Source organism: Nonomuraea sp. GTA35 (assembly GCF_041950525.1).
Classification (GTDB): Bacteria; Actinomycetota; Actinomycetes; order Streptosporangiales; family Streptosporangiaceae; genus Nonomuraea.
On record NZ_JBGNUV010000021.1, the window covers coordinates 1 to 21,787 of the forward strand.

At 71.3% G+C, this 21,787-nt stretch carries 20 protein-coding genes; 10 read left to right on the forward strand and 10 right to left on the reverse strand.

Annotated elements, in window-relative coordinates:
• Nucleotides 1-122: 122 nt before the first annotated feature.
• Nucleotides 123-1,034 carry a glycerophosphodiester phosphodiesterase family protein gene (locus ACBJ32_RS53120; RefSeq protein ID WP_357874871.1) on the reverse strand — a complete coding sequence of 304 codons (912 nt, stop codon included), beginning with the start codon at nucleotides 1,032-1,034 and terminating at the stop codon, nucleotides 123-125.
• Between the two features lie 157 nt (nucleotides 1,035-1,191).
• Here ACBJ32_RS53120 and ACBJ32_RS53125 point away from each other — a divergent pair, with 157 nt between their 5' ends.
• Nucleotides 1,192-1,803: a GNAT family N-acetyltransferase gene (locus ACBJ32_RS53125; RefSeq protein ID WP_375133381.1), complete on the forward strand. Its 612-nt coding sequence runs from the start codon at nucleotides 1,192-1,194 to the stop codon at nucleotides 1,801-1,803.
• Here ACBJ32_RS53125 and ACBJ32_RS53130 read toward each other — a convergent pair.
• Nucleotides 1,784-3,124 (reverse strand): FAD-binding oxidoreductase, encoded by a 1,341-nt coding sequence (locus ACBJ32_RS53130; RefSeq protein WP_375133382.1) that lies wholly within the window; start codon nucleotides 3,122-3,124, stop codon nucleotides 1,784-1,786. The two genes, ACBJ32_RS53125 and ACBJ32_RS53130, sit on opposite strands and share 20 nt — an antisense overlap.
• A gap of 51 nt (nucleotides 3,125-3,175) precedes the next feature.
• Here ACBJ32_RS53130 and ACBJ32_RS53135 point away from each other — a divergent pair, with 51 nt between their 5' ends.
• Nucleotides 3,176-4,129 carry a helix-turn-helix transcriptional regulator gene (locus ACBJ32_RS53135; protein ID WP_375133383.1) on the forward strand — a complete coding sequence of 318 codons (954 nt, stop codon included), beginning with the start codon at nucleotides 3,176-3,178 and terminating at the stop codon, nucleotides 4,127-4,129.
• 38 nt (nucleotides 4,130-4,167) lie between these two features.
• Here the strand turns inward: ACBJ32_RS53135 and ACBJ32_RS53140 are convergent, their stop codons facing one another.
• The 3 genes from ACBJ32_RS53140 to fbaA form a co-directional block, all read right to left on the reverse strand.
• A complete protein-coding gene (locus ACBJ32_RS53140; protein ID WP_357874882.1) occupies nucleotides 4,168-5,451 on the reverse strand; it encodes an adenylosuccinate synthase in 1,284 nt (427 codons plus the stop codon).
• A gap of 98 nt (nucleotides 5,452-5,549) precedes the next feature.
• Nucleotides 5,550-5,960, reverse strand: coding sequence for a DUF3151 domain-containing protein (locus ACBJ32_RS53145; RefSeq protein WP_221525432.1), 411 nt, complete (start codon nucleotides 5,958-5,960; stop codon nucleotides 5,550-5,552).
• Between the two features lie 34 nt (nucleotides 5,961-5,994).
• The gene (gene fbaA, locus ACBJ32_RS53150; protein ID WP_357874884.1) at nucleotides 5,995-7,017 is read right to left on the reverse strand and encodes a class II fructose-bisphosphate aldolase; all 1,023 of its coding nucleotides are present in this window, start codon (nucleotides 7,015-7,017) and stop codon (nucleotides 5,995-5,997) included.
• Nucleotides 7,018-7,146: 129 nt separating this feature from the next.
• On the opposite strand from fbaA, the gene ACBJ32_RS53155 reads away from it, so the two are divergent.
• Together ACBJ32_RS53155 and ACBJ32_RS53160 are read left to right on the forward strand one after the other, a co-directional pair.
• Nucleotides 7,147-7,860, forward strand: a complete 714-nt coding sequence (locus tag ACBJ32_RS53155) for a DedA family protein (protein WP_375133384.1) — start codon at nucleotides 7,147-7,149, stop codon at nucleotides 7,858-7,860.
• Nucleotides 7,861-7,953: 93 nt separating this feature from the next.
• Nucleotides 7,954-8,364, forward strand: coding sequence for a hypothetical protein (locus tag ACBJ32_RS53160; protein WP_375133385.1), 411 nt, complete (start codon nucleotides 7,954-7,956; stop codon nucleotides 8,362-8,364).
• A gap of 55 nt (nucleotides 8,365-8,419) precedes the next feature.
• Here the strand turns inward: ACBJ32_RS53160 and pyrE are convergent, their stop codons facing one another.
• Together pyrE and ACBJ32_RS53170 are read right to left on the reverse strand one after the other, a co-directional pair.
• Nucleotides 8,420-8,953, reverse strand: coding sequence for an orotate phosphoribosyltransferase (gene pyrE, locus ACBJ32_RS53165; protein WP_375133386.1), 534 nt, complete (start codon nucleotides 8,951-8,953; stop codon nucleotides 8,420-8,422).
• Between the two features lie 43 nt (nucleotides 8,954-8,996).
• Nucleotides 8,997-9,686, reverse strand: coding sequence for a hypothetical protein (locus ACBJ32_RS53170; RefSeq protein WP_375133387.1), 690 nt, complete (start codon nucleotides 9,684-9,686; stop codon nucleotides 8,997-8,999).
• Nucleotides 9,687-9,829: 143 nt separating this feature from the next.
• Between ACBJ32_RS53170 and ACBJ32_RS53175 the strand changes: the two genes are divergently transcribed.
• Nucleotides 9,830-12,142 (forward strand): sigma-70 family RNA polymerase sigma factor, encoded by a 2,313-nt coding sequence (locus ACBJ32_RS53175; protein WP_375133388.1) that lies wholly within the window; start codon nucleotides 9,830-9,832, stop codon nucleotides 12,140-12,142.
• Nucleotides 12,143-12,328: 186 nt separating this feature from the next.
• Nucleotides 12,329-13,525, forward strand: a complete 1,197-nt coding sequence (locus ACBJ32_RS53180; protein WP_375133471.1) for an NYN domain-containing protein — start codon at nucleotides 12,329-12,331, stop codon at nucleotides 13,523-13,525.
• Nucleotides 13,526-13,629: 104 nt separating this feature from the next.
• Here the strand turns inward: ACBJ32_RS53180 and ACBJ32_RS53185 are convergent, their stop codons facing one another.
• Entirely contained in the window at nucleotides 13,630-14,262 is a 633-nt protein-coding gene (locus tag ACBJ32_RS53185; RefSeq protein ID WP_375133389.1) for a TetR/AcrR family transcriptional regulator, read from the reverse strand.
• 75 nt (nucleotides 14,263-14,337) lie between these two features.
• On the opposite strand from ACBJ32_RS53185, the gene ACBJ32_RS53190 reads away from it, so the two are divergent.
• From ACBJ32_RS53190 to ACBJ32_RS53205, 4 genes are all read left to right on the forward strand, one after another.
• Nucleotides 14,338-14,511 (forward strand): hypothetical protein, encoded by a 174-nt coding sequence (locus tag ACBJ32_RS53190; RefSeq protein ID WP_375133390.1) that lies wholly within the window; start codon nucleotides 14,338-14,340, stop codon nucleotides 14,509-14,511.
• 33 nt (nucleotides 14,512-14,544) lie between these two features.
• Entirely contained in the window at nucleotides 14,545-15,459 is a 915-nt protein-coding gene (locus ACBJ32_RS53195) for a sigma-70 family RNA polymerase sigma factor (protein ID WP_375133391.1), read from the forward strand.
• 84 nt (nucleotides 15,460-15,543) lie between these two features.
• Nucleotides 15,544-16,170 (forward strand): CatB-related O-acetyltransferase, encoded by a 627-nt coding sequence (locus ACBJ32_RS53200; RefSeq protein ID WP_375133392.1) that lies wholly within the window; start codon nucleotides 15,544-15,546, stop codon nucleotides 16,168-16,170.
• Nucleotides 16,167-16,802, forward strand: coding sequence for a DUF5701 family protein (locus ACBJ32_RS53205; RefSeq protein ID WP_375133393.1), 636 nt, complete (start codon nucleotides 16,167-16,169; stop codon nucleotides 16,800-16,802). Before ACBJ32_RS53200 ends, ACBJ32_RS53205 begins: the two co-directional genes overlap by 4 nt.
• Before the next feature lie 43 nt (nucleotides 16,803-16,845).
• Here the strand turns inward: ACBJ32_RS53205 and ACBJ32_RS53210 are convergent, their stop codons facing one another.
• Together ACBJ32_RS53210 and ACBJ32_RS53215 are read right to left on the reverse strand one after the other, a co-directional pair.
• Nucleotides 16,846-17,475, reverse strand: a complete 630-nt coding sequence (locus tag ACBJ32_RS53210; RefSeq protein WP_375133394.1) for a two-component system response regulator — start codon at nucleotides 17,473-17,475, stop codon at nucleotides 16,846-16,848.
• Nucleotides 17,476-17,478: 3 nt separating this feature from the next.
• A complete protein-coding gene (locus ACBJ32_RS53215) occupies nucleotides 17,479-21,672 on the reverse strand; it encodes a HAMP domain-containing protein (protein ID WP_375133395.1) in 4,194 nt (1,397 codons plus the stop codon).
• Nucleotides 21,673-21,787: the final 115 nt, after the last annotated feature.

Below are 21,787 nucleotides of genomic sequence, written 5' to 3' on the forward strand. Positions count from 1 at the left end.
CCGGCAGGTGCTCCATACATCCGGCCCCACCGGCCGCTCGGGACGATGCCCCATCATGCTGCCCAGCCTGACCCTCGACCTACATGATCGGAAGCCTGACCAGCAACATCATCAGAAGTCTCCTAGACGCCCACGGGCCTGAGCGGGGCGACCGGCTCCGGCAGCTCCAGCCCCCGCTCCCGCCACAACTCCCGCATCCGGTCGGGGTAGTCGGTGACGATGCCGGCCACCCCCAGGTCCAGCATCCTGGCGCCGAGGGCCTGGTCGTTGACGGTCCAGACGGCCACGTCGAGCCCGGCGGCGGCCGCCTGCGCCATCAGCGCCTCGTCCACCATGACGTGCTCGGGCGAGAGCGTGGTGGCGCCGGCGTCACGCGCGGCGGCCGGCACGTCGCCGCCGTGGACGGTGCCCTCGTTCCAGTGCAGGGTGTCCAGCTCGATCAGCGCGAAGCGCCGCGTGCCAGGAGCGATCTTGGCGGCGTGCGCGATGACGCGCCAGTCGAAGCTGAGGATGGCGGCGTTGCCGAGCCTGCCGTGCCGGTCGAGCTCCTCGATCACCATCTCGGTGAACAGCTCGGGGTCGGCCGTCAGCTCCGGCCGGGTCGGGTCGGACTTCAGCTCGACGTGCATCCGCACGCCCTCGGCGTCGTAGGCGCCCGCCAGGCCGAGCACCGCGCCGAGCGTCGGCATGCGGGTCTCGGGCATGGCGACCTGCGTCAGCGCGAACGGGTCGTCGGGGTGCCGCGGCAGCCGCACGCCCACGTCGAGCGTGCGGAGCTGGGCCAGGGTGAGCGAGTTGATCGGCCTGCCGACGTACGGGTAGAGCGGGTCGCCGGCGTGCAGCGGCCGCCGGTCGGCGCTGGTGACCGCGGAGACCGTGAGATCGTGCGTGAGCACGAGGCGCCGGTCGGCGGTGAGCGCGACGTCGAACTCGAGCGCATGCACGCCCAGCTCCATCGTGCGGCTCAGCCCGGGCAGGGTGTTCTCCGGCCAGAGGCCGCGAGCCCCCCGGTGACCATGAATCTCAACGCGCACAACCGGGACCCTACCTGGCACGGGGCATGTCGCGGCGGTGCCACGCCGTGTCCTTTTTATCCTGCTACGCCCGGTCGTGGTGTTCCGGCCAGACAATAGGCTGTTCTCTATGACGGAGGTCCTCAAAGATGCCCATTTCCCGACAGTTCGGGCATGGGTGGAGGGGTGGGTCATCTCCCGCAACGCCCCCAGACCCGTACGCGAACCCTGGGGCCTCCGCGTGGACGTGGGCCTGCCCGGTCACGTGGCCAGGCACATCGTGGCCGCGCCGACCCCGGAGACCCTCCGCCGCCTCACGGCCACGCTCACCACCCCCGGCACCTGGCTCAAGCTCTGCGCCCCCGCCGAAGCCGTCGCCCCGCTGCTGACCTCGGGCTGGGCCGTCCAGGAGCCGGAGTTCATGATGACGGCCCCGCTGGCGCGCCACCCCGCTCCGATGGCTCCGGACGGCTACCACCTGGCCGTCACCACCAGGGCAGGCGTCACGGCGGCCCGCCTGCTGACAGGGGCGGGCGAGGTCGCGGCGCGCGGCCAGTTCGCGGTCGCGGGCGCGACGGCCGTCGTGGACCAGGTCGAGACGGCCGCCGGCCACCGCCGGCGCGGGCTGGGCACGGTCGTCATGAGGACCATCGCCGCCACGGCCGCCTCGATGGGCGCCCGCACGGGCGTCCTGGTCGCCACCGCCCAAGGTCAGGCGCTGTACTCGACCCTCGGCTGGAGCCTGCACACGCCCGTGACGGCGGCCGTCCTCACCGCACCCGGTAGGTGATCCCGAAGGTGCCGCGGGGGTCGTACACGGCCTTGAGCGCGGTCAGGCGCTCCAGGTCGGCCGGGTCGTAGGCGCTGCGCACCTGCTCGGGCCCCGCGTCCTCCCCGTGCCCCATGAGGTTGAGGAAGCGGCCCACGCTCCACGGCGCCAGCGCCCGCACCAGCTCCTTCGCCCTGGGCTCCGCACCCGGGTGCAGCTCCACCAGCAGGTAACGCGCGTCCCGGTGCCCGACGGCGTTCGGATGGGCGGGCGGCCGGGACAGAGCGCCGCCGAGATGGCGCAGCTCCACGATCAGGTCGCCCTGCCCGATCCGCTCGTCGATCGTCCGGATCGCCGCGTCGTCCAGCTCGCCCAGCAGGACGTCGTCGGAGGTCCACGGCATGGGCACCGGCGGGTCGTCGTGGATGGAGGCGCACTCGGCGTACGGCAGGTCGCGCAGCGTCTCCATCAGCCTGGGGCCGATCGCGCGCAGCGGCTCGACCAGCCGCTCGCCCTCCTCCGGCGGCCCCGTGAACGCGACCCGCACGTGCAGGACCCGCCTGCCGCGCAGCCCCTCCGGCACGCCGGGCACGTCGGGGAACGGGATCAGCGCCACCGAGGAGTTCATCCGCTCCGGCACGGTGCCCGTCCAGCGCAGGTAGGCCGTCAGGACGCCCGACACCTCGGCGGCGTCGAAGAACAGCCCCCCGCCGTAGAGCCGGGCCACCGGCACCAGGCCGAACTCCAGGCCGGTCACGATCCCGAAGTTGTCCCTGCCGCCGAGCAGCGCCCAGTACAGGTCCGGCTCGCCGTCCGGGGTGACGTGCCGCAGCCGCCCGTCCGCCGTCACCACGTCCATGCCGAGCACCCGGTCGGCGGCGTAGCCGTGGCTGCGGCCGAGCAGGGGGAGCCCGCCGCCGAGGGTGTAACCCAGCACGCCGACGTGCGGCGCCGACCCGTTCAGCGGGGCCAGCCCGTACGGCGCCGCCCGCTCGATCACCTTCCCCCACCGGGCCCCTGCGCCCACCCGCGCCGTACACGTCTCCGGATCCACCCGCACGTCCGTCATGCGCCGCGTGGAGACCAGCACCCCGCCCTCGGCCGCCACCGAGATCCCGTGCCCGGTGCCCTGCACCGCCACCGCGAGCCCGCGTGCCGCGGCGAACTCGACGGCGGCCCGCACGTCGCCCGCTCCCACGGCACCGACGATCACGTCGGGCGCGTGCCGCGCGGCGAGGTTGAAGCCGGTGCGCTCCTCGTCGTACCCCTCGTCACCCGGCCGCAGCACCGGCCCCGCCACCCGGTCGATCAGGACCTTCACGTCGTTGTCGAAGTCGTTCATGGGGCCGAGTGTGGCGGCATAACTTGACAGCCGCCGTCATATATTGGGGCCGTGAAGTTCGACCGGCTGCTGTCGATCGTGCTGCTGCTCCAGCACCGCGACCTGGTCCCGGCCAAGGAGCTCGCCGAGCGGCTGGAGGTGTCGCCGCGCACGATCTACCGCGACGTCGAGGCGCTGTCGGCGGCAGGCGTGCCCGTCTACGCCGAGCGGGGCAAGCACGGCGGGGTCGGGCTGCTGGCCGGGTTCCGCACCGACGTCACCGGGCTCACCACCGACGAGGCCCGCGCGCTGTTCGTGCTGGCCTCCCGCAGCGCGCACTCGGCGCTCGGGCTGGACCGGGCGCTGTCCTCGGCGCTACGCAAGGTGATGGCCGCCCTGCCCGCCCCGCACCGCCCGGCGGCCGAGCTGACCAGCCGGCGCATCCTCGTCGACCCCGACCGGTGGATGGCCCCGTCACTCGCCGAGCCCGACCTGGAGACCCTGCACACCGCCGTGCTCACCGACCGCAGGCTGCGCATCCGCTACCGGCACAGCGGCAGCACGGAGCTCGCCACCTACACCGTGGACCCGTACGGGCTGGTGGCCAAGGCCGGCGTCTGGTACCTCGTCGCCGACCACCGGGGCCGGCCGCGGCTGTTCCGCGCCGACCGCATGCCGGGCGTCACCGTCACCGCCGCGGAGGCGCGCCGCCGCGAGGGCGTGGAGCTCCAGGAGGTCTGGGACGACCTGCGGCGCCGGGTGGAGGACAGGAACGACGAGGTACGCGTGTCCGTCCGGGTGCTGGCGGCCCGGCTCGACATGTTCACCCGCATCGCGGGCGGCTACTTCACCGGCACCCCTGTCGCGGGCGGCGACGGCTGGGCGCGGGTCGAGCTGGCCTACCCCCTGGTCGGAGCCGTCCGCCACCTGCTGCAGTTCGGCCCCGACGTCGAGGTCATGGAGCCGCCCGAGGCCCGCGCGGAGATGGCCAGGGCGGCCGCCGAGATCTCCGCGCGGTACACGTGAAACGCCGGTCCGGCGGGCCGGACCGGCGGACACGCCGCTCAGACGAGCGAGCGCACCACGATCGTCTGGTCGCGGCCGGGGCCGACGCCGATGGCGGAGATCGGCGCGCCGCTCATCTCCTCCAGCGTGCGCACGTACGCCTGCGCGTTCGGCGGCAGGTCCTCGAACGACTTGGCGCTGGAGATGTCCTCCTGCCAGCCGGGGAACTCCTCGTAGATCGGCTTGGCGTGGTGGAAGTCGGTCTGCGTCATGGGGATCTCGTCGTGCCGCACGCCGTCCACCTCGTACGCCACGCACACCGGGATCCGCTCCAGGCCCGACAGCACGTCCAGCTTGGTCAGGAAGTAGTCGGTGACGCCGTTGATGCGGGTGGCGTACCGGGCGATCACCGCGTCGAACCAGCCGCAGCGGCGGTTGCGGCCGGTCGTGACGCCGTACTCGCCGCCGGTCGTGCGCAGCCAGTCGCCCATCTCGTCCGTCAGCTCGGTCGGGAACGGGCCCGACCCGACGCGGGTGGTGTACGCCTTCAGGATGCCGATGATCTTCGTGAGCCGGTTCGGCGGGATGCCGGCGCCCGCGCACGCGCCGCCCGACGTCGGAGAGGACGACGTGACGAACGGGTACGTGCCGTGGTCGATGTCGAGCAGCGTGCCCTGACCACCCTCGAGCAGCACGAACTTGCCCTCGTCCAGCGCCTTCGACAGCACCAGCGAGGTGTCCGCGATGTGCGGCTTGAGCCGCTCGGCGTAGGCGAGGTACTCCTCCAGCACCTGCGCCGGCTCGATGCCGCGCCGGTTGTAGACCTTGGTCAGCACCTGGTTCTTCTCGGTCAGCGCGACCTCGATCTTCTTGGCCAGGATCCCCGGGTCGAGCAGGTCCTGCACGCGCACGCCCATGCGGTAGATCTTGTCGCCGTACGCCGGCCCGATGCCGCGCCCGGTCGTGCCGATCTTCGCCTTGCCCAGGTAGCGCTCGGTGACCTTGTCGAGTGCCTTGTGGTGCGGCATGATCAGGTGCGCGTTCGCGCTGATCAGCAGCCGTTCGGCGGAGATGCCCCGCGCGGCCAGCCCGTCGATCTCGCTGAGCAGCACCCCCGGGTCGATCACCACGCCGTTGCCGATGACGGGCACCACCTCCGGCGACAGGATCCCCGTGGGGAGCAGGTGCAGCGCGTACTTCTGGTCACCGATGACCACGGTGTGTCCCGCGTTGTTGCCCCCCTGATAGCGGACGACGTAGTCGACGTCGCCACCGAGCAGGTCGGTGGCCTTGCCCTTGCCCTCATCGCCCCACTGGGCACCAACGAGAACGGCAGCCGGCATGGTTCAGTCTCCCGAGCACAAAACGAAACCCCTGGCGCAAGCGCGACAGGGGCTCTTGCGTAGAGAGACTACCCGAACGTGCCTATTCGTCCCAAGGGCTAGCCCTTGGTCAGCGCGTCGTACCCGCTCTCGGTGCTGTCCTTGAGGAACTGCAGGCACCGTTCGGCCTCGTCCTTCTCGCCGATCGCCTGCGCCGCCCTGGACAGGGCGTACAGGCAGCGCAGGAACCCCCGGTTCGGCTCGTGCTCCCACGGGATGGGGCCGTGCCCCTTCCAGCCGTTGCGGCGGAGCGCGTCGAGCCCGCGGTGGTAACCGGTACGGGCGAAGGCGTAGGAGGTCACGGCGTGCCCCTGGGCGAAGTACTCCTCCGCGAGAGCGGCCCAGGCCGCCGGGTGAGCGGGGAAACGGGCGGCCACGTCTGAGGCCTTGACGCCCGACTCCAGCGCCTCCCTGGCCTCGGGCAGGTCCGGCAGGTGAGTCGGGGGCGGCCCGGCGAGAAGGTTATCCATAGGACAAGTCATACCCGCCGGGCCGCTGAACTGGCTAGGAGATCTTCGTCCCAGCGCTCTTCAGGCTCTGGCACGCCTCCACCACGCGGGCGGCCATCCCGGCCTCGGCGGCCTTGCCGTACGAGCGGGGGTCGTAGGTCTTCTTGTTGCCGACGTCGCCGTCGACCTTCAGCACGCCGTCGTAGTTCTTGAACATGTGGTCCGCGATCGGGCGGGTGAAGGCGTACTGCGTGTCGGTGTCGACGTTCATCTTGACGACGCCGTACGAGATGGCCTCGTGGATCTCCTCCAGCAGCGAGCCGGAGCCGCCGTGGAAGACCAGGTCGAACGGCTTGTCCTTGCCGTACTTGGCGCCCACCGCGTCCTGGATCTCCTTCAGCACGCTCGGCCGCAGCTTGACGTGCCCCGGCTTGTAGACGCCGTGCACGTTGCCGAACGTGGCGGCCAGCATGTAGCGGCCCTTGTCGCCGACGCCCACGGCCTCGGCCGTGGCCAGCGCGTCCTCCGCCGTCGTGTAGAGCTTCTCGTTGATCTCGCCGACGACGCCGTCCTCCTCGCCGCCGACGACGCCGATCTCCATCTCCATGATGATCCGCGCCCTGGCGCACTTCTCCAGGAGCTCCTTGGCGATCTCCAGGTTCTCGTCCAGCAGGACGGCCGAGCCGTCCCACATGTGCGACTGGAAGAGCGGGTCGAGGCCCCTCGACACCCGCTCCAGGGAGATGTCGATCAGCGGCCGCATGAAGCCGTCGAGCTTGTCCTTCGGACAGTGGTCGGTGTGCAGCGCCACCGTGACGGGATACTTGGCGGCCACCACCCTGGCGTACTCGGCCAGCGCCGTCGCGCCCGTGACCATGTCCTTGACCGTCGTCCCTGAGAGGAACTCCGCGCCACCCGTCGAGACCTGCACGATGCCGTCGCTCTCGGCCTCGGCGAAGCCGCGCAGGGCGGCGTTCAGCGTCTGCGAGGACGTCACGTTGATCGCCGGATAGGCGAATCCGCCGGCCTTGGCCCGGTCGAGCATCTCAGCGTAGATCTCTGGAGTCGCAATAGGCATGATTCATCTCCCTGAGAAGTTGCGGCTGCGCGCCAGGGCCCAGTATTCCGGCTCCCTACCCGCTCGGGTAGAGACGACGCGTGGTTGTTGGTCATGTCGTCCACCCCTGCTACAGGTAGGCTCCTCGGCGTGGACTGGCTTCTGAATCTCCTCGACCCCACCTGGTGGCTGACGATTTTGGGCGCGTTCGCCACCATCGGCGTTCTCGCGATCATCTTCGCCGAGACGGGTCTGCTGCTCGGGTTCTTCCTGCCCGGCGACTCGCTGCTGGTGGCTGCGGGGATTTTCAGCTCGGCGTCGGTCGCCACGGGAATGGGCATCGAGCCTCTCTCGTTCCCCGTCCTGCTGATCGGCACGCCCCTGTGCGCGATCGCCGGCGCGCAACTCGGGCATTTCCTCGGGGCGCGATTCGGCCGCAAACTCTTCGACAAACCGGATTCGCGGTTGTTCAAGCGGGAGCACGTGCTGCGGGCCGAGGTGTTCTTCGAGAAGTTCGGTCCCGCCAAGGCGGTGATTCTGGCCAGGTTCGTGCCGATCGTGCGCACGTTCATGAATCCCGTCGCGGGCGTGCTGGAGATGACCTCCAAGCGCTTCTTGTTGTGGAACGTCGTCGGCGGCATCGTCTGGGTCGAAGGCCTCATCCTGCTCGGCCACTTTCTCGGCGGCCAGGTCGATCCCAAGCAGATCGACCGCTACATCCTTCCCGGCGTCTTCGTGATCGTCTTCATCTCCCTGATCCCGATCATGGTCGAGGCCGTCAAGCACCGCCGCGCCGCCAAGCAGCTCCCGGTCCCCAACGGCAAGCACCACCGCGTCCCCTCCAGCTTCGACGGCCAGCTCTGACGTCCGTCCCGGGCGGGGCGACCGGCGACACACGGCGACGGCGGATCACCGCAAGGTACGCTGCCCCTTGTGGGACGCCACAGGTCAGATCCGATGGGCCTCGCCCGATTAGCGCTCGCCGTCCTGGCGGTGGGAGCCGTGGTGGTGCTCCTGGTCATCGGCGGTCGCGCGCTCCTCGACCTCCTGGACACGCCGACTCCCGACCGCGAGCCCGCCGCCGCCCCGGCCTCCGGCACGGCCACCGGCACGGCCTCCACCGCGCAGGTCCCCACCGTGCGCATCGAATGCGTCGTCGAGACCTGCCCCCTCGTCACGGTCCGCGTGCCGGGGGGTGACGTGCTGCAGCATCGGGAGATGAGCAGGGGCGAGGAGGTCCGCTACTTCGAGCCCGAGCTCGACGTCGTCCTCAGCGACGCGGGCACGGTCCGCGTCACGGAGAACGGGGTCCCGCGCGCCCAGGGCAGAGCCGGCGCCCGCGAGGCCTTCACCGTCCGCGGCGACTGACCCCTCGCCCGCCCGCACCCACCTCCGCGCCCGCGCGCCGCGCGCGGCGGGACGGTCAGAGGCCCAGGTCCTCCAGGGTGTAGGCCGTCCGGTACTCCAGCCCCTCGCCCTCGACCCGCTCCCGAGCCCCCCGATCGACGATCGTCGCCACGGCCACCACCTCGGCCCCCGCCTCCCGCAGCGCCTCCACGGCGGTCAGCGGCGAGCCGCCGGTGGTGGAGGTGTCCTCCACGGCGAGCACGCGCCGCCCCTTCACCTCGGGCCCTTCGATGCGCCGCTGCATCCCGTGCGCCTTCTGCGCCTTGCGCACCACGAACGCGTCCAGCGCCCGCCCCCGGGCCGCCGCCGCGTGGAGCATCGCGACCGCGACAGGGTCGGCGCCCATCGTGAGCCCGCCCACCGCCTCGTAGTCGAGGTCGGCCGTGAGGTCGAGCATCACGCTGCCGACGAGCGGCGCGGCCACGCCGTCGAGCGTGATGCGGCGCAGGTCGAGGTAGAAGTCGGCCTCCTTGCCCGAGGAGAGCGTGACCTTGCCGTGGACGATGGCCTTGCTCTTGATCTCGGCCAGCAGGTTGTCGCGATCAGTCATGCGTCCAAGCTTAGGACCCGCCGCCGTCGCCACCCCCGACCCGTCACGAGCTCATGCTCCTGATCAACGCCAGCGCCTGCCCGTACGCCTTCGGCAACGGCCGCACCCGTACCCGCGGCCTGTGCCCGTACAGGATCTCGGAGTCGCGCAGCCGCGCGACCCTCGCCCGCAGCCCCTCGTCCATCCGCGTCACGGCCCCCACCCGTACGGGCCCCAGCAGCGCCAGCGTCTCGTCGCCGGGGAAGGCCCGCCGCAGCGCGGTGGCCAGGTTGAGCGCCGCGGCGAGCCGTTCGGCCAGGTCCTCGGGCGGCGCCGGCGGCTCGGCGGCCACCAGGCACGTCCCCCTGGCCGTGCCGCGGTAGAGCTGCGCCAGCCTGGTACGCAGATACGCCGCCGTGACCAGCCCCGTCAGCGGGTCCTCGCAGTGCAGCTCCCCGAGCGGCGCGAAGCCGTGCTCCGCCCACCCCGCCGCGAACGAGCGCAGCGCGGCGAACGGCGGCCCGCCCGCGCCGGTGACGGCGAACAGGGCGGCGAGGTCGTTCATGCCCTCGGCGACGCCGACCCCGGCGGCGGCCCGCGCCGAGCCCAGCGCCCAGCACGCCTGCGACAGGTCGCAGGCGCCGCACACCGCCTTGACCACGACCTCCGCCTCGGGCGTCCACCAGTCCTCCGCCAGCGACCAGCCGGCCGCCATGCTCCTGCGACGCCAGCGCGCCAGCACGTCCGCCTCCATCCGTCCCCCTCCGTCGGATCTCCCCGGGTTAAAGACGCGGGCGCGGTTTAGTCATGACGGGGAATGCGGAATGATTGCGCGGGGCAACCCCGCGTAATCGTGAGGTCACTATGGGTGTCGAATCGCCGCAAAGCGATGCAGATTTGCTTCAGGCGGTCAGGGAGGGCAACGCTGCCGCGTACGGGGAGCTCTACGAGCGCCACGTCGCCGCGGCGCGTGCGCTGGCCCGGCAGCTCGCCAGGGGTGCCGAGGTCGAGGACGTCGTCGCGGAGTCGTTCACGAAGATCCTCGACCTGGTGGGCAGGGGCGGCGGGCCCGACTCCGGCTTCCGTACCTACCTGCTCACGGTGGTGCGGCGCACGGTCTACGACCGCTCCAGGGTCGAGAGCCGCCAGGTGACCACGGGCGAGATCGAGCTGTACGACCCGGGCGTGCCCTTCGTCGACCCCGCGCTGGTCGGGCTGGAGAAGTCGCTGATCGCCAGGGCGTACCTGTCGCTGCCCGAGCGCTGGCGGGCGGTGCTGTGGCACACCGAGGTCGAGCGGGCCAGGCCGGCCGAGGTGGCGCCGCTGCTCGGCCTGTCGGCCAACGGCGTGGCCGCGCTGGCGTACCGGGCCAGGGAGGGGCTGCGGCAGGCGTACCTGCAGATGCACCTGGCCTCCCCGCCGCAGCACGACTGCCGCCCCGTGCTGGGCAAGCTGGGCGCGTACGTGCGGGGCGGGCTGGCCAGGCGCGACTCCAAGGCGGTGGACGAGCACGTCAGCGCGTGCGAGGAGTGCCACGGGGTGCTGCTGGAGCTGACCGACGTCAACCGCGGGCTGCGCGTCATGGTCGGGCCGCTGATCGCGGGCCCGCTGTTCGGCGGGTACGCGGCGGCGCTGGCCAAGCCGGGCGCCGGGGGCGCGGGCGGCGCGTTGCGGCTGCTGGGCCGGCTGCGGCGGGTGCCGAAGCAGCAGCAGGTGGCGGTGGCCGGTGGCACGGTGGCGGTCACGGCGGCCGTGCTGGCCTCGTTGCTGCTGGTGTCCGGCGAGAGGCCGGTCGTGCGGCCGCCCGCGATCACGCCGGTCGCGCAGCCGCCCGTGTCGGTCGCGCCGGTCCCGGTGCCGGTGCCGGTGCCGCTGCCGAGCGAGCGGCCTGCCCAGGTGCCGCCGCCGGTCAAGAAGGACAAGCCGGGCAAGGCGCGGCTGCGGGCCACGATCGACGCGCTCGGCTCCCTCGTCCGCGCCCAGCCCGGCATCGTCGGCATCCGCCTGCGCAACTACGGCGAGAGCGCCAGCGAGGAGCTGGCGGCCCAGGTGGACCTGCCCGACGGCGTCACCCTCATCCCTCCGGCGCGCCGCGGCCACAGCGCCGCGCTGCTCGGCCCCGTCGGCACGGTGGACGGCTGGGCCTGCCGCCCGGTCAGCGGCGGCGCCCGGTGCGCCAGGGAGCCGCTGCAGGCGGGACAGGGCACGGCGGTGTTCCTGCGGGTGCTGGTGGCCGACGAGGCGCCCCAGGGTGCGGGGCCCGCGGTCCGCATCGCCGCCGGCTCGCTGCGGCTCCAAGCCCGGGCCGAGGAGGGCGTACGGATCTCCGGCGCGCCCGCCAGGTTCGCCACCGACGGGAAGGTGGCGGTCAGGGCGATCGGCAACACGCTGCTGAGCTGCCCGGCCGAGCGCGCGGGCTGCTCGGAGACCAGGCGCAGGCAGGGCACGCAGCGCGACAACGACCTGTGGCCGATGACCGCGCTCGACCAGGACGAGCGGCCCGACACGACGTCCTCCAGCGGGGCGGAGCTGTCCCTGCCGAAGGGCAGCCAGGTCGTCTGGGCGGGCCTCTACTGGTCGGCGGCCGACGACGAGGCCGGGCCCATCAGGATCAGGCCGCCGGGGCGGCGCAAGTACCTCACGGTCCAGCCGGGCGAGGTCACGATGCGCGAGCTGCCGCTGGGCCCCGTCTACCAGGCGTTCGCCGACGTGAGCGAGCTGGTCGGCGACGTACGCAGGAACGGCACCTGGTGGGCTGCCGACATCCCGATGAAGGCGGGCGTCTCGCGCCATGCCGGATGGAGCCTGGTGCTGATCGTCACCGATCCCGCGGAGCCGTACAGCCAGGCCGTGGTGCTCGACACGGCCACCGTGGTCGGCGGCCGGGCGCGGCGGGTGCGGATGCCGCTGGGCGGGCTGAGCCCGGCCGCCTCGCCCGCCCGGGTCGAGCTGGTCACCTGGGAGGGCGACGCCGATCTCAAGGGCGACAAGGTCTCGCTCGGCTCCGGCGCCCTCACCCCGGGCGGCGGCGACCGAGATCCGGCCAACGTCTTCGACGGGTCGTCGAACGGCGTGGCGGGGATGACGTTCGGCACGGACGTCGATACGGTCAGCGCCGAGCTCGGCGTGGATCCCGGGCTGACGATCGTCACGGACAAGGACGTGGTCCTGTTCGGAGTGGCCGCGCTGAGCGTGCGGGCGCGATCGTGACCGTGAACGGGACAAACTGGTACGGTCTGCCTAAGTGGTCTGGCGCTACGGCGAGCCGGATTCGAATCGTCGGCATTAACCCTCGCGCGATCACCTGCTTTCATTACCCTGAGAGAGGGCCGCCGAGTCCGGTCTCTGACGGTGCAGAGCCAGCAAGGTCGGACCACCAGGAAAGGGGCGGTGTCAGTGGATCGCTGCGCGCTGTTCGTGGACGCCGGCTATCTGCTGGCTGATGGAGCGATGGCCGTGCACGGCACGCGTCATCGCGAGGCGGTTTCCTGGGACTATCCCGGGCTGCTGCAACTGATGACCAGCCTGGCGCGCGAGCGCACCGGGCTGCCGCTGCTGCGGTGCTACTGGTACGAGGCCACGGTCGAGGGCCGCCGCACGCCGGAGCACGACGCGCTGGCCGACATCCCGGGCCTCAAGCTCAGGCTGTCACGCATCCGGCCGGGCCGGCGCGAGGGCGTCGATGCCCAGGTCCATCGCGACCTGATGACCCTCGCCCGCAACAACGCCATCTGCGACGCGGTCGTGGTCAGCGGCGACGAGGACCTGGCACAGGTCGTGTGCGACGCGCAGGACCTCGGCATCAGGGTGAGCGTCATCCACATCGCGGCCGACGGCGGCTGGGCCGTCTCGCGGTCGCTGCGCCAGGAGTGCGACGACCTGGTGGAGCTGGGGGCGGCCCACCTGCGGCCGTACGTCAGCCTGCTCACCGGCGTCTCCGAGTCCTCCAACGGCCACCACCAGCCGATCAGCAACGGGCACTCCACCCCCTCGCTGCCGCCCGCGCAGCCGCCGTCCCTGCCGCCCACCTCGCTGCCGCAGAGCTCCAGCGGCAGCCACGCCGCGCCCTCCTCCGGCAACGGGCAGTCCGCCGGCCTGCCGCGTGGCCAGTCGTCCACGCCGCCCGCGCTGCCGACGTACACGAGCTACCAGTCCGAGCAGCCGCCGCCGTCGCCGCCCTCCGCCCCGGTCACCGGGCCGATCCAGGCGCAGTCCCAGCAGTCCAGCCCGACCACCGGCCAGTTCTCCGCGCCGTCGAGCGGCACGTACCAGCCGTCGCAGCTCGGCCCGTACACCGGCCCGCAGCCCGCGCCCGTCACCCCGCCCGCGGCCGCCACCGCGGGGGCCACGACGCTGGCCGACGCCGTCAAGGCCGCGCACCGCGAGGGGCACGACTTCGGCGAGTCGGTGGCCCGCGACGCGCCCGCGCTGTGGCTGGAGGCGGTGCTGGCGCGCAAGCCGCGCATGCCGTCGGACCTGGAGGCGCGGCTGCTGCAGGGCTCGTCGCTGCCGATCGACTTCCTGCTGCACGACGAGGTACGGCACGCGCTGCGGCGCGGCTTCTGGGACGCGTTGGAACGCGCCCGCCACTGACTGCCCCGACCTCAGCACACCCCCCAGGCCCCGGCCCCAGCATGCCGCATCGGCCCCGGCGCACCCCAGGCCCGGTCCCAGTGCGCGCCTCACAGGCCTCGGTCTCAGCGCACCGCATAGCTTCCGAGTGACGGCTCCATGAGCTCGAACAATTCGCGCGCGGCCTCGCCCACGATCTCGGCGATCCGCGGGTTGTCCATCCCCTCCAAGGTGAGCTCCAAGATCCGGCCGAGCAGCACCCGGTAGGGCGCGGCGAGCTGCGCCGCCACCACCTGGGGCACCGGCCCCTGATCGCCCGTCTCCGCGGCCAGTTCCCGCGCCAGGGCCTTCTCCCGCTGCTCCAGCAACTCGCGCAGGCGCGTCACCAGCGTCGGCGACTGCACGATCATCCGCGCGAACCCGTCGTGGGTGAACCCGAGCAGGGGATCCTGCCGCGCCGCCGCCTCCATGAACACCCTCCTGAGCGCGGCGAGCGCGGACTCGCCCGGCCGCCTGCCGGCCACGATCCCGGCCAGTGCGGCCACGAACCGCTCGTGGTGGTCGAAGGCGAGGTCCTCCTTGCGCGGGAAGTAGTTCGTGACGGTCTTCTTGGCCACCCGCGCGGCCCCGGCGATCTCGGTGATCGTGGTCTGCTCGAAGCCCCGCCGGATGAACAGCCGGGTGGCCTGGTCGGAGATCGCCTGACGGGTCTCCCGCTTCTTCAGCTCCCGCAGGCCGAGGATTTTTGTGTCGGACATAAATTTCCTCTTGACTCGTATCTGGTCTGGTCCTAATCTTAGGACCGTCACAAGTTTACGACCTGAAGGGCTCACATGCGAGCGACGTTCCAGATCAAACTGCCCGCCTCCATCACCGCCGCGACCGCTCGTCTCGACCACCCGAGGTCGCCGCGACGCGCCGCCGTACCGGCTCGTGACCTGAACCCCACGGCACAGCCGAACGTCACGCGCCGCCCCAGCGCCGCCCCCCGGCGCGCCGCGTACTGACCCAGACCCCGCAACCACCCCCGGGAGGTCCCCGTGCCAGCCACCACCACTGATTCCGTCGAGGGTTACCTCAAGCAGATCGGCAGGATCCGGTTGCTCGACGCCAGCCAGGAAGTGGCGCTCGGCGAGCGCATCGAGGCCGGCCTGCTCGCCCAGGAGCGCCTCGACCGCGAGCATGCCGCCCTGCCGGCGCAGGAGCGCGCCGACCTGGAGTGGATCGCCGCCGACGGCCGCCTGGCCAAGGGCCAGATGATCGAGGCGAACCTGCGGCTGGTCGTCTCCATCGCCAAGCGCAGGGCCGGGCACGGCCTGCCGCTCCTGGACCTGATCCAGGAGGGCAACCTGGGGCTGATGCGGGCGGTGGAGAAGTTCGACCACCGGCTCGGGCTGAAGTTCTCCACCTACGCCACCTGGTGGATCAAGCAGGCGATCGGGCGCGCGCTGGCCGACCAGAGCCGGACGATCCGCCTGCCCGCGCACGTGGTCGAGGACCTCAACCGGGTCATCCGCGCCCGGAGCACGATGCTGCGGGAGCTGGGCCGCGAGGCCACCGTCGAGGAGCTGGCGGCCGAGGCCGGCCTGACGCCGGAGAAGGTCGAGCAGTTGCTGCGGCACGACCGCGAGCCGGTCTCGCTGCACACCCCGCTCGGTGACGACAGCGCCGAGCTGGGCGACCTGCTCGCCGACGACGCTCCAGGGCCCGCCGCCGAGGTCGCCGCCTCCTCCCTCCGCCACGACGTGCTGGCGGCGCTGGCGACGCTGACCGAGCGGGAGGCTGCCGTCCTCATCCAGCGGTACGGCCTGGCCGACGACACGCCGCGCACCCTGGACGAGATCGGCCGCACGTTCGGCGTCACCCGGGAACGCATCCGCCAGATCGAGGCCAAGGGCATGCAGAAGCTGCGCCGGCCCGCCTGCGCCCGTACCCTGGCTGACCTGCTCGGCTGATCTCGCACAGAAGCCGACCTGCACACCTGACTTCTCACAGAGAGGGTTCCTCCGCTGATCCCCGACCCGACGACCGTGCACCCGATGCCCGCCCACGAGCGGGTGGTCTTCCTCAAGCCGCTGGTCACCTCGCCCACCATCGAGGTGGGCGAGTACACCTACTACGACGACCCCGACGGCGCCACCGGCTTCGAGCACCACAACGTGCTGTACGCCTACGGGCCCGAGCGGCTGATCATCGGCAAGTACTGCGCCATCGCCTCCGGCACCCGGTTCCTGATGGCCGGCGCCGACCACCCGACGATGGGGGTGTCGACCTTCCCGTTCACCATGTTCGGCGGCGAGTGGACCGAGCGCACCCTCGACATCGTCACCGGCATGCCCAGCCGCGGCGACACCGTGATCGGCAACGACGTCTGGTTCGGCTACCAGGCCACGGTGATGCCAGGAGTGACCATCGGCGACGGGGCCGTCATCGCGACCGGTGCCGTGGTGACCGCCGACGTCCCGCCGTACACCGTCGTCGGCGGGAACCCGGCCAGGCCCATCCGCCGCCGCTTCGCCGACGCCGACATCGAACGGCTGCTGCGGGCCGCCTGGTGGGACTGGCCCGTCGAGCTGGTGACCGAGCACGCCCGCGCCATCATGGCCGGCACCCCGGCCGGCATCGCCCGCATCGCCGCCGAGCACGGACTGGAGAAGAGCCTTTGACGCAGACCCCCTTCGAGCCCGGCGCCGAGTTCGACCGGCAGGTCCGCACCCTGATCGACCTCGGCTACCCGGCCATGACCGGGTTCGACCCCGCGACGCTGGCCCCGCTACGCGAGCTGGCCGTCCGCCACGGGGGCACGGCGTACGATCCGGACGGCGGGCGGGTGCCGTTCCTGCTCGTGCTCACCCGCGAGGTCGCGCCGATCGAGCAGACCATGCCGCTGACCACGCTGCACGGCAAGCGCAAGCCCGGATTCGTCGACTACTCCTTCGAGCCCGGCGCCCTGGAGCGATTCGTCGCCACCTCGGAGGTCGAGCGGGCCTACCTGCTGTTCGACGTCGAGCGCGGCGAGGAGTTCTGCGGCGCCGTCCCCAACGCCGCGATGAACGCCATCGCGGCCCGGGGGCGCACCCTGCTCACCATCGAGGAGGGCATCGCCTTGATCACGCACTTCCCGCAGATCCTGGTCAAGAACAAGTGCTTCTCCCTCGGCGGCTCGCGGTGCGGCGACCGCCGGGTGCCGGCCATCTGGATCAGCCAGAACGCCCCCAAGCTGGGCTGGTGCTGGGAAGGCAACCCGCACACCTGGCTGGGCATGGCCTCGGCCGGCGGCAGGCACGCCGCCGCGTGAACACCCCCGGGCGGCGACGGGTCCCGGGGGTGGTGCGGGGCGATCAGGAGAGCGCGTCGAAACCGGCGCGCAGATGGCTGAGGCGATCGGTCAGGTCGGTCAGGGGCACAGCCAGCGCCGTGTCCTGCGACTTGCGGGCCAGCTCCCTGACCCTGGCCAGCTCGTCCTCCACCGCCGTCAGCCGCCGCGACAGCTCGGGCAGCACGGACGCGTGGTCACCGGCCCCCGGCGGCAGCTCGCCGCTGAGGCGGTCGCGGAGCATCGACGCCTGCTCGGCCAGGCGCTTGTTCATGTTGTACAGCTCGGCGAACACCGACACCTTCGCCCGCAGCACCCACGGGTCGAACGGCTTGGTCAGGTAGTCCACCGCGCCCGCCGCGTAGCCGCGGAAGGCGTAGTCGGGAGCGCTGTCCACCACGGTCAAGAAGATGATCGGGATATTACGGGTACGCTCCCGCCGCTTGATGTGCGCGGCGGTCTCGAAGCCATCCATGCCCGGCATCCGCACGTCGAGCAGGATGAGCGCGAACTCGGTGTTGAGCAGCGCCTTGAGCGCCTCCTCACCCGACCTGGCGCGCACGGGCACCAGGTCGAGCGAGCTGAGGATGGCTTCGAGGGCGATCAGGTTCTCCTCGCGGTCATCAACGAGGAGGATCTTGGCACGATCCGGCATCGATCACGACCCTTCGGATGACGAGGCTGACGAGGTTGACGAGTCGGACGCGGAGCCCCGGCCGCGGCTGAGCCAGCCGCGCAGCCGTTCGAGCAGCCGGTCGACGTCGACCGGCTTGGGCACGTAGTCGGACGCGCCCGAGGCGATGGACTTCTCCCGGTCGCCCCGCATGACCTTGGCGGTCAGCGCGATGATCGGCAGATCGGCGAACTGCGGCATGCGGCGGATGGCCGACGTCGTGGCCCACCCGTCCATCTCCGGCATCATGATGTCCATCAACACGAGCGCGACGTCCTCGTTACGCTCGAGCTGCTCGATGCCCTCCCGTCCGTTCTCAGCGTAGACCACGGTCGAGCCGTGTCGCTCCAGCACGCTGGTCAGCGCGAAGACGTTACGGATGTCGTCGTCGACGATCAGGATCTTGGCGCCGTTCAGCGGGTCGTCGCCCTGCCACTGGCTGGGCGTCTCCACCGGCGGCTCGACCAGCTCGGGCATCGGCAGGTCGAGCGGCAGCGGCGGCTCGGGCGTGGTGGCCGTCGCCTCCTCGCTCGGCGGCGTCATGAGCTGCCTGCGCGCCGTGCCCGGGTCCGTCGCGGCCAGCGGGCCGGTGTAGGACGCCGGCAGGTAGAGCGTGAACGTGCTGCCCTTGCCCAGCTCGCTGTCGACGTGGATCTCGCCGCCGAGCAGCCGGGCGATGTCGCGGCAGATCGCCAGGCCCAGGCCCGTGCCGCCGTACTTCCTGCTCGTCGTGCCGTCGGCCTGCCTGAACGCCTCGAAGATGACCTCGCGCTTGTCGGGCGCGATGCCGATGCCGGTGTCGATCACCTGGAACGCCAGCAGGTCGGTGGAGTCGTGCAGGCTGTCGTCGTCGAAGTCGACCCCGGGCGGGGCCATCGAGACGCGCAGCTTCACCTCTCCGCGAGGGGTGAACTTCACCGCGTTGGACAGCAGGTTACGCAGCACCTGCTGCAGGCGCTGCTCGTCGGCGCGCAGCTCGTGCGGCACGTCCGGCTCGACGTCCACGCTGAACGACAGCCCCTTGTCCTGCGCCAGCGGCGCGAACGCGGCCTCCAGCAGGTCCACCATCTTCGGCAGCGACACCTGGATCGGATGGATGTCCATCCGCCCCGCCTCGACCTTCGACAGGTCGAGCATGTCGTTGATGAGCTGCAGCAGCGCCGAGCCCGCGCTGTGGATCGTCCGGGCGAACTCGACCTGCTGCGAGGTCAGGTTGCCCTCGGCGTTCTCGGTCAGCAGCTTGGCCAGCACCAGCAGGCTGTTGAGCGGCGTGCGCAGCTCGTGCGACATGTTCGCGAGGAACTCGGACTTGTAGCGCGAGGAGACCGCGAGCTGCTCCGCGCGCTCCTCCAGCGTGCGGCGGGCCTGCTCGATCTGGAAGTTCTGGATCTCGATCGCGCGGTTCTGCTTGGCCAGCAGCGCCGCCTTGTCCTCCAGCTCGGCGTTGGACCTGCGCAGCTCCTCCTGCTGGCGCTGCAGCTCGTCGGAGCGCTCCTGCAGCTCGCGGGTGAGCCGCTGGGACTCGGTGAGCAGGTCTTCCGTGCGGGAGTTGGCGATGATCGTGTTCATCGTGACGCCGATGGTCTCGACGAGCTGCGTCAGGAAGTCGAGGTGCACCTCGCCGAACGGCGTGAAGGAGGCCAGCTCCAGCACGCCGAGCACGCGGTTCTCGAACAGGATCGGCAGCACCACGATCTGCGCCGGCGTGGACCGGCTCAGCCCGCTGTCGATGGTGATGAACTGCGGCGGCACGTCGTCCAGCACGATGTGCCGGCCCTCGCTGGCCGCCTGCCCGACGATGCCCTCGCCGAACTCGAAGCGCTGGCGCGGGCCCCGGTCGGGGCGTACGCCGTAGCCGCCGATGAGGATGAGATTGCGCTCGTGCTCGGGTTCGATGCTGTAGAAGGCGCCGTAGCGGGCCGACACCAGCGGCGTCAGCTCGCTCATCGTCAGCTTGGCCACTTCCAGCAGGTCGCGGTGGCCCTGCATGAGCCGGGAGATGCGGGCCAGGTTGGACTTCAGCCAGTCCTGCTCCTGGTTGGCCTGCGTGGTCTCGCGCAGGCTGCCCACCATCGAGTTGATGTTGTCCTTCAGCTCCGCCAGCTCGCCCTGGGCGTCGATGGCGATGGAGCGGGTCAGGTCGCCGCGCGCCACGGCGCTGGTCACGGTCGCGATGGCGCGGATCTGCGTGGTGAGGCTGCCGGCCAGCTCGTTGACGCTCTCGGTGAGCCGCTTCCAGGTGCCCTCGACGCCCTCGACCCGGGCCTGGCCGCCGAGCTGACCCTCGGTGCCCACCTCGCGGGCGACGCGGGTCACCTCGGAGGCGAACGACGAGAGCTGGTCCACCATGCGGTTGACGGTCGTCTTGAGGGCGAGGATCTCGCCCTGCGCGTTCACGTCGATCTTGCGGGTGAGGTCGCCGTTGGCGACCGCGGTGGTCACCTCGGCGATGTTGCGCACCTGGTACGTCAGGTTGTTGGCCATGGAGTTGACGTTGTCGGTGAGGTCCTTCCAGACGCCCGACACGCCCTTCACCCTGGCCTGGCCGCCGAGCTGCCCTTCGGTGCCCACCTCGCGGGCCACGCGGGTGACCTCGTCGGCGAAGGACGAGAGCTGGTCCACCATCGTGTTGAGGGTGTCCTTGAGCTGCAGCATCTCGCCCTGGGCGTCAACGGTGATCTTCTTCGACAGGTTGCCCTGCGCCACCGCGGACGACACGGCCGCGATCTGCCGCACCTGCGAGGTGAGGTTGTTGGCCATGGAGTTGACGTTGTCGGTGAGGTCCTTCCAGACCCCGGACACCCCGCGGACCTGCGCCTGGCCGCCGAGCTGCCCTTCGGTGCCCACCTCGCGGGCGACGCGGGTCACCTCGGAGGCGAACGACGAGAGCTGCTCGACCATCGTGTTCATGGTGGACTTCAGCTCCAGGATCTCGCCCTGGGCGTCCACGTCGATCTTGCGGGTCAGGTCGCCGTTGGCGACCGCCGTGGTGACCTGGGCGATGTTGCGCACCTGGTACGTCAGGTTGCGCGCCATGGAGTTGACGTTGTCGGTCAGGTCCTTCCAGACCCCGGACACGCCCTTGACCTCGGCCCGGCCGCCCAGCTTGCCCTCGGTGCCCACCTCGCGGGCGACCCGGGTGACCTCGTCGGCGAAGGACGAGAGCTGGTCGACCATCGTGTTGAGGGTGTCCTTCAGCTGGAGGATCTCGCCCTGCGCGTCAACGGTGATCTTCTTTGACAAATTGCCCTGGGCCACCGCCGTCGCCACGGTCGCGATACTTCGTACCTGCGAGGTGAGGTTGTTGGCCATGAAGTTGACGTTGTCGGTGAGGTCCTTCCAGACGCCCGACACGCCGGTCACCTGGGCCTGGCCGCCGAGCTGGCCCTCGGTGCCCACCTCGCGGGCGACCCGGGTCACCTCCTCGGCGAACCCGGAGAGCTGGTCGACCATCGTGTTGACGGTGTTCTTCAGCTCGAACATCTCGCCCACGGCGTCGACCGTCACCTTGCGGCTCAGGTCGCCCTTGGCCACCGCCGTGGTCACCACGGCGATGTCGCGCACCTGTGCCGCCACGCGGGACGACATCGTGTTCACGGCCTCGGTGAGGTCGCGCCAGCTTCCGGACATGCCGCGCAGGTTGGCGCTGCCGCCGAGCCGTCCCTCGGTGCCGGCCTCGCGGGCGACCCTCGTGACCTCGGAGTTGAACAGCGCGAGCTGGTCGACCATGCCGTTGATGGCCTTGCCGAGGCGGCGCACCTCGCCCCGCGCCGACCGGTCGAGGTCGATGCGCCGGGACAGGTCGCCCTTGGCCACCGCGTCGATGACGTCGGCCGCGCCGCTCACCGGGCTCACCAGGGCGTCGATCAGCATGTTGACCGACTCGACGCTCTCCGCCCACGCGCCGACACCCGGACCGGGCGTCAGCCGCTCGCCGAAGCGACCTTCCTTGACGACTTCTTTACGCACGCGTGACAACTCGTTGGCGAGGTGCTCGCGGCGATCGGCCACCTCGTTCAGAAGCAACCGCACCTCGCTGAGGATGCCGGGAGGCGCATGAGGAACCCGACGCCGGAAGTCTCCGTCACGCCAAGAGAAAAGAGTCTCCAGGATGGGCACGAGATCCGACTCGGTGTAAGTCCTCTCCTCTGGGCTTAGCGCGGCCTTGGCCGTGGTCATGGGGCCTCCTTCACTCGTCGCTGCCGCACGGCGAGTGATTCAAGTCTGTCACGATGAGTAGCTCGTAGTCCTGTCCTTGGATTTACCCCAAGTCAGCGGGAAGTGTGGTAGGCAC

Excerpts from the sequence above, each read along its gene's own strand:
- fbaA (WP_357874884.1), bottom strand. The coding sequence starts at position 7,017 with ATGCCTATTGCGACTCCAGAGATCTACGCTGAGATGCTCGACCGGGCC.
- ACBJ32_RS53185 (WP_375133389.1), bottom strand. The coding sequence starts at position 14,262 with ATGTCCGACACAAAAATCCTCGGCCTGCGGGAGCTGAAGAAGCGGGAG.
- ACBJ32_RS53200 (WP_375133392.1), top strand. The coding sequence starts at position 15,544 with ATGCCCGCCCACGAGCGGGTGGTCTTCCTCAAGCCGCTGGTCACCTCG.
- ACBJ32_RS53210 (WP_375133394.1), bottom strand. The coding sequence starts at position 17,475 with ATGCCGGATCGTGCCAAGATCCTCCTCGTTGATGACCGCGAGGAGAAC.
- ACBJ32_RS53215 (WP_375133395.1), bottom strand. The coding sequence starts at position 21,672 with ATGACCACGGCCAAGGCCGCGCTAAGCCCAGAGGAGAGGACTTACACC.
- ACBJ32_RS53170 (WP_375133387.1), bottom strand. The coding sequence starts at position 9,686 with ATGGAGGCGGACGTGCTGGCGCGCTGGCGTCGCAGGAGCATGGCGGCC.
- ACBJ32_RS53140 (WP_357874882.1), bottom strand. The coding sequence starts at position 5,451 with ATGCCGGCTGCCGTTCTCGTTGGTGCCCAGTGGGGCGATGAGGGCAAG.
- ACBJ32_RS53130 (WP_375133382.1), bottom strand. The coding sequence starts at position 3,124 with ATGAACGACTTCGACAACGACGTGAAGGTCCTGATCGACCGGGTGGCG.
- pyrE (WP_375133386.1), bottom strand. The coding sequence starts at position 8,953 with ATGACTGATCGCGACAACCTGCTGGCCGAGATCAAGAGCAAGGCCATC.
- ACBJ32_RS53160 (WP_375133385.1), top strand. The coding sequence starts at position 7,954 with ATGGGCCTCGCCCGATTAGCGCTCGCCGTCCTGGCGGTGGGAGCCGTG.
- ACBJ32_RS53190 (WP_375133390.1), top strand. The coding sequence starts at position 14,338 with ATGCGAGCGACGTTCCAGATCAAACTGCCCGCCTCCATCACCGCCGCG.
- ACBJ32_RS53145 (WP_221525432.1), bottom strand. The coding sequence starts at position 5,960 with ATGGATAACCTTCTCGCCGGGCCGCCCCCGACTCACCTGCCGGACCTG.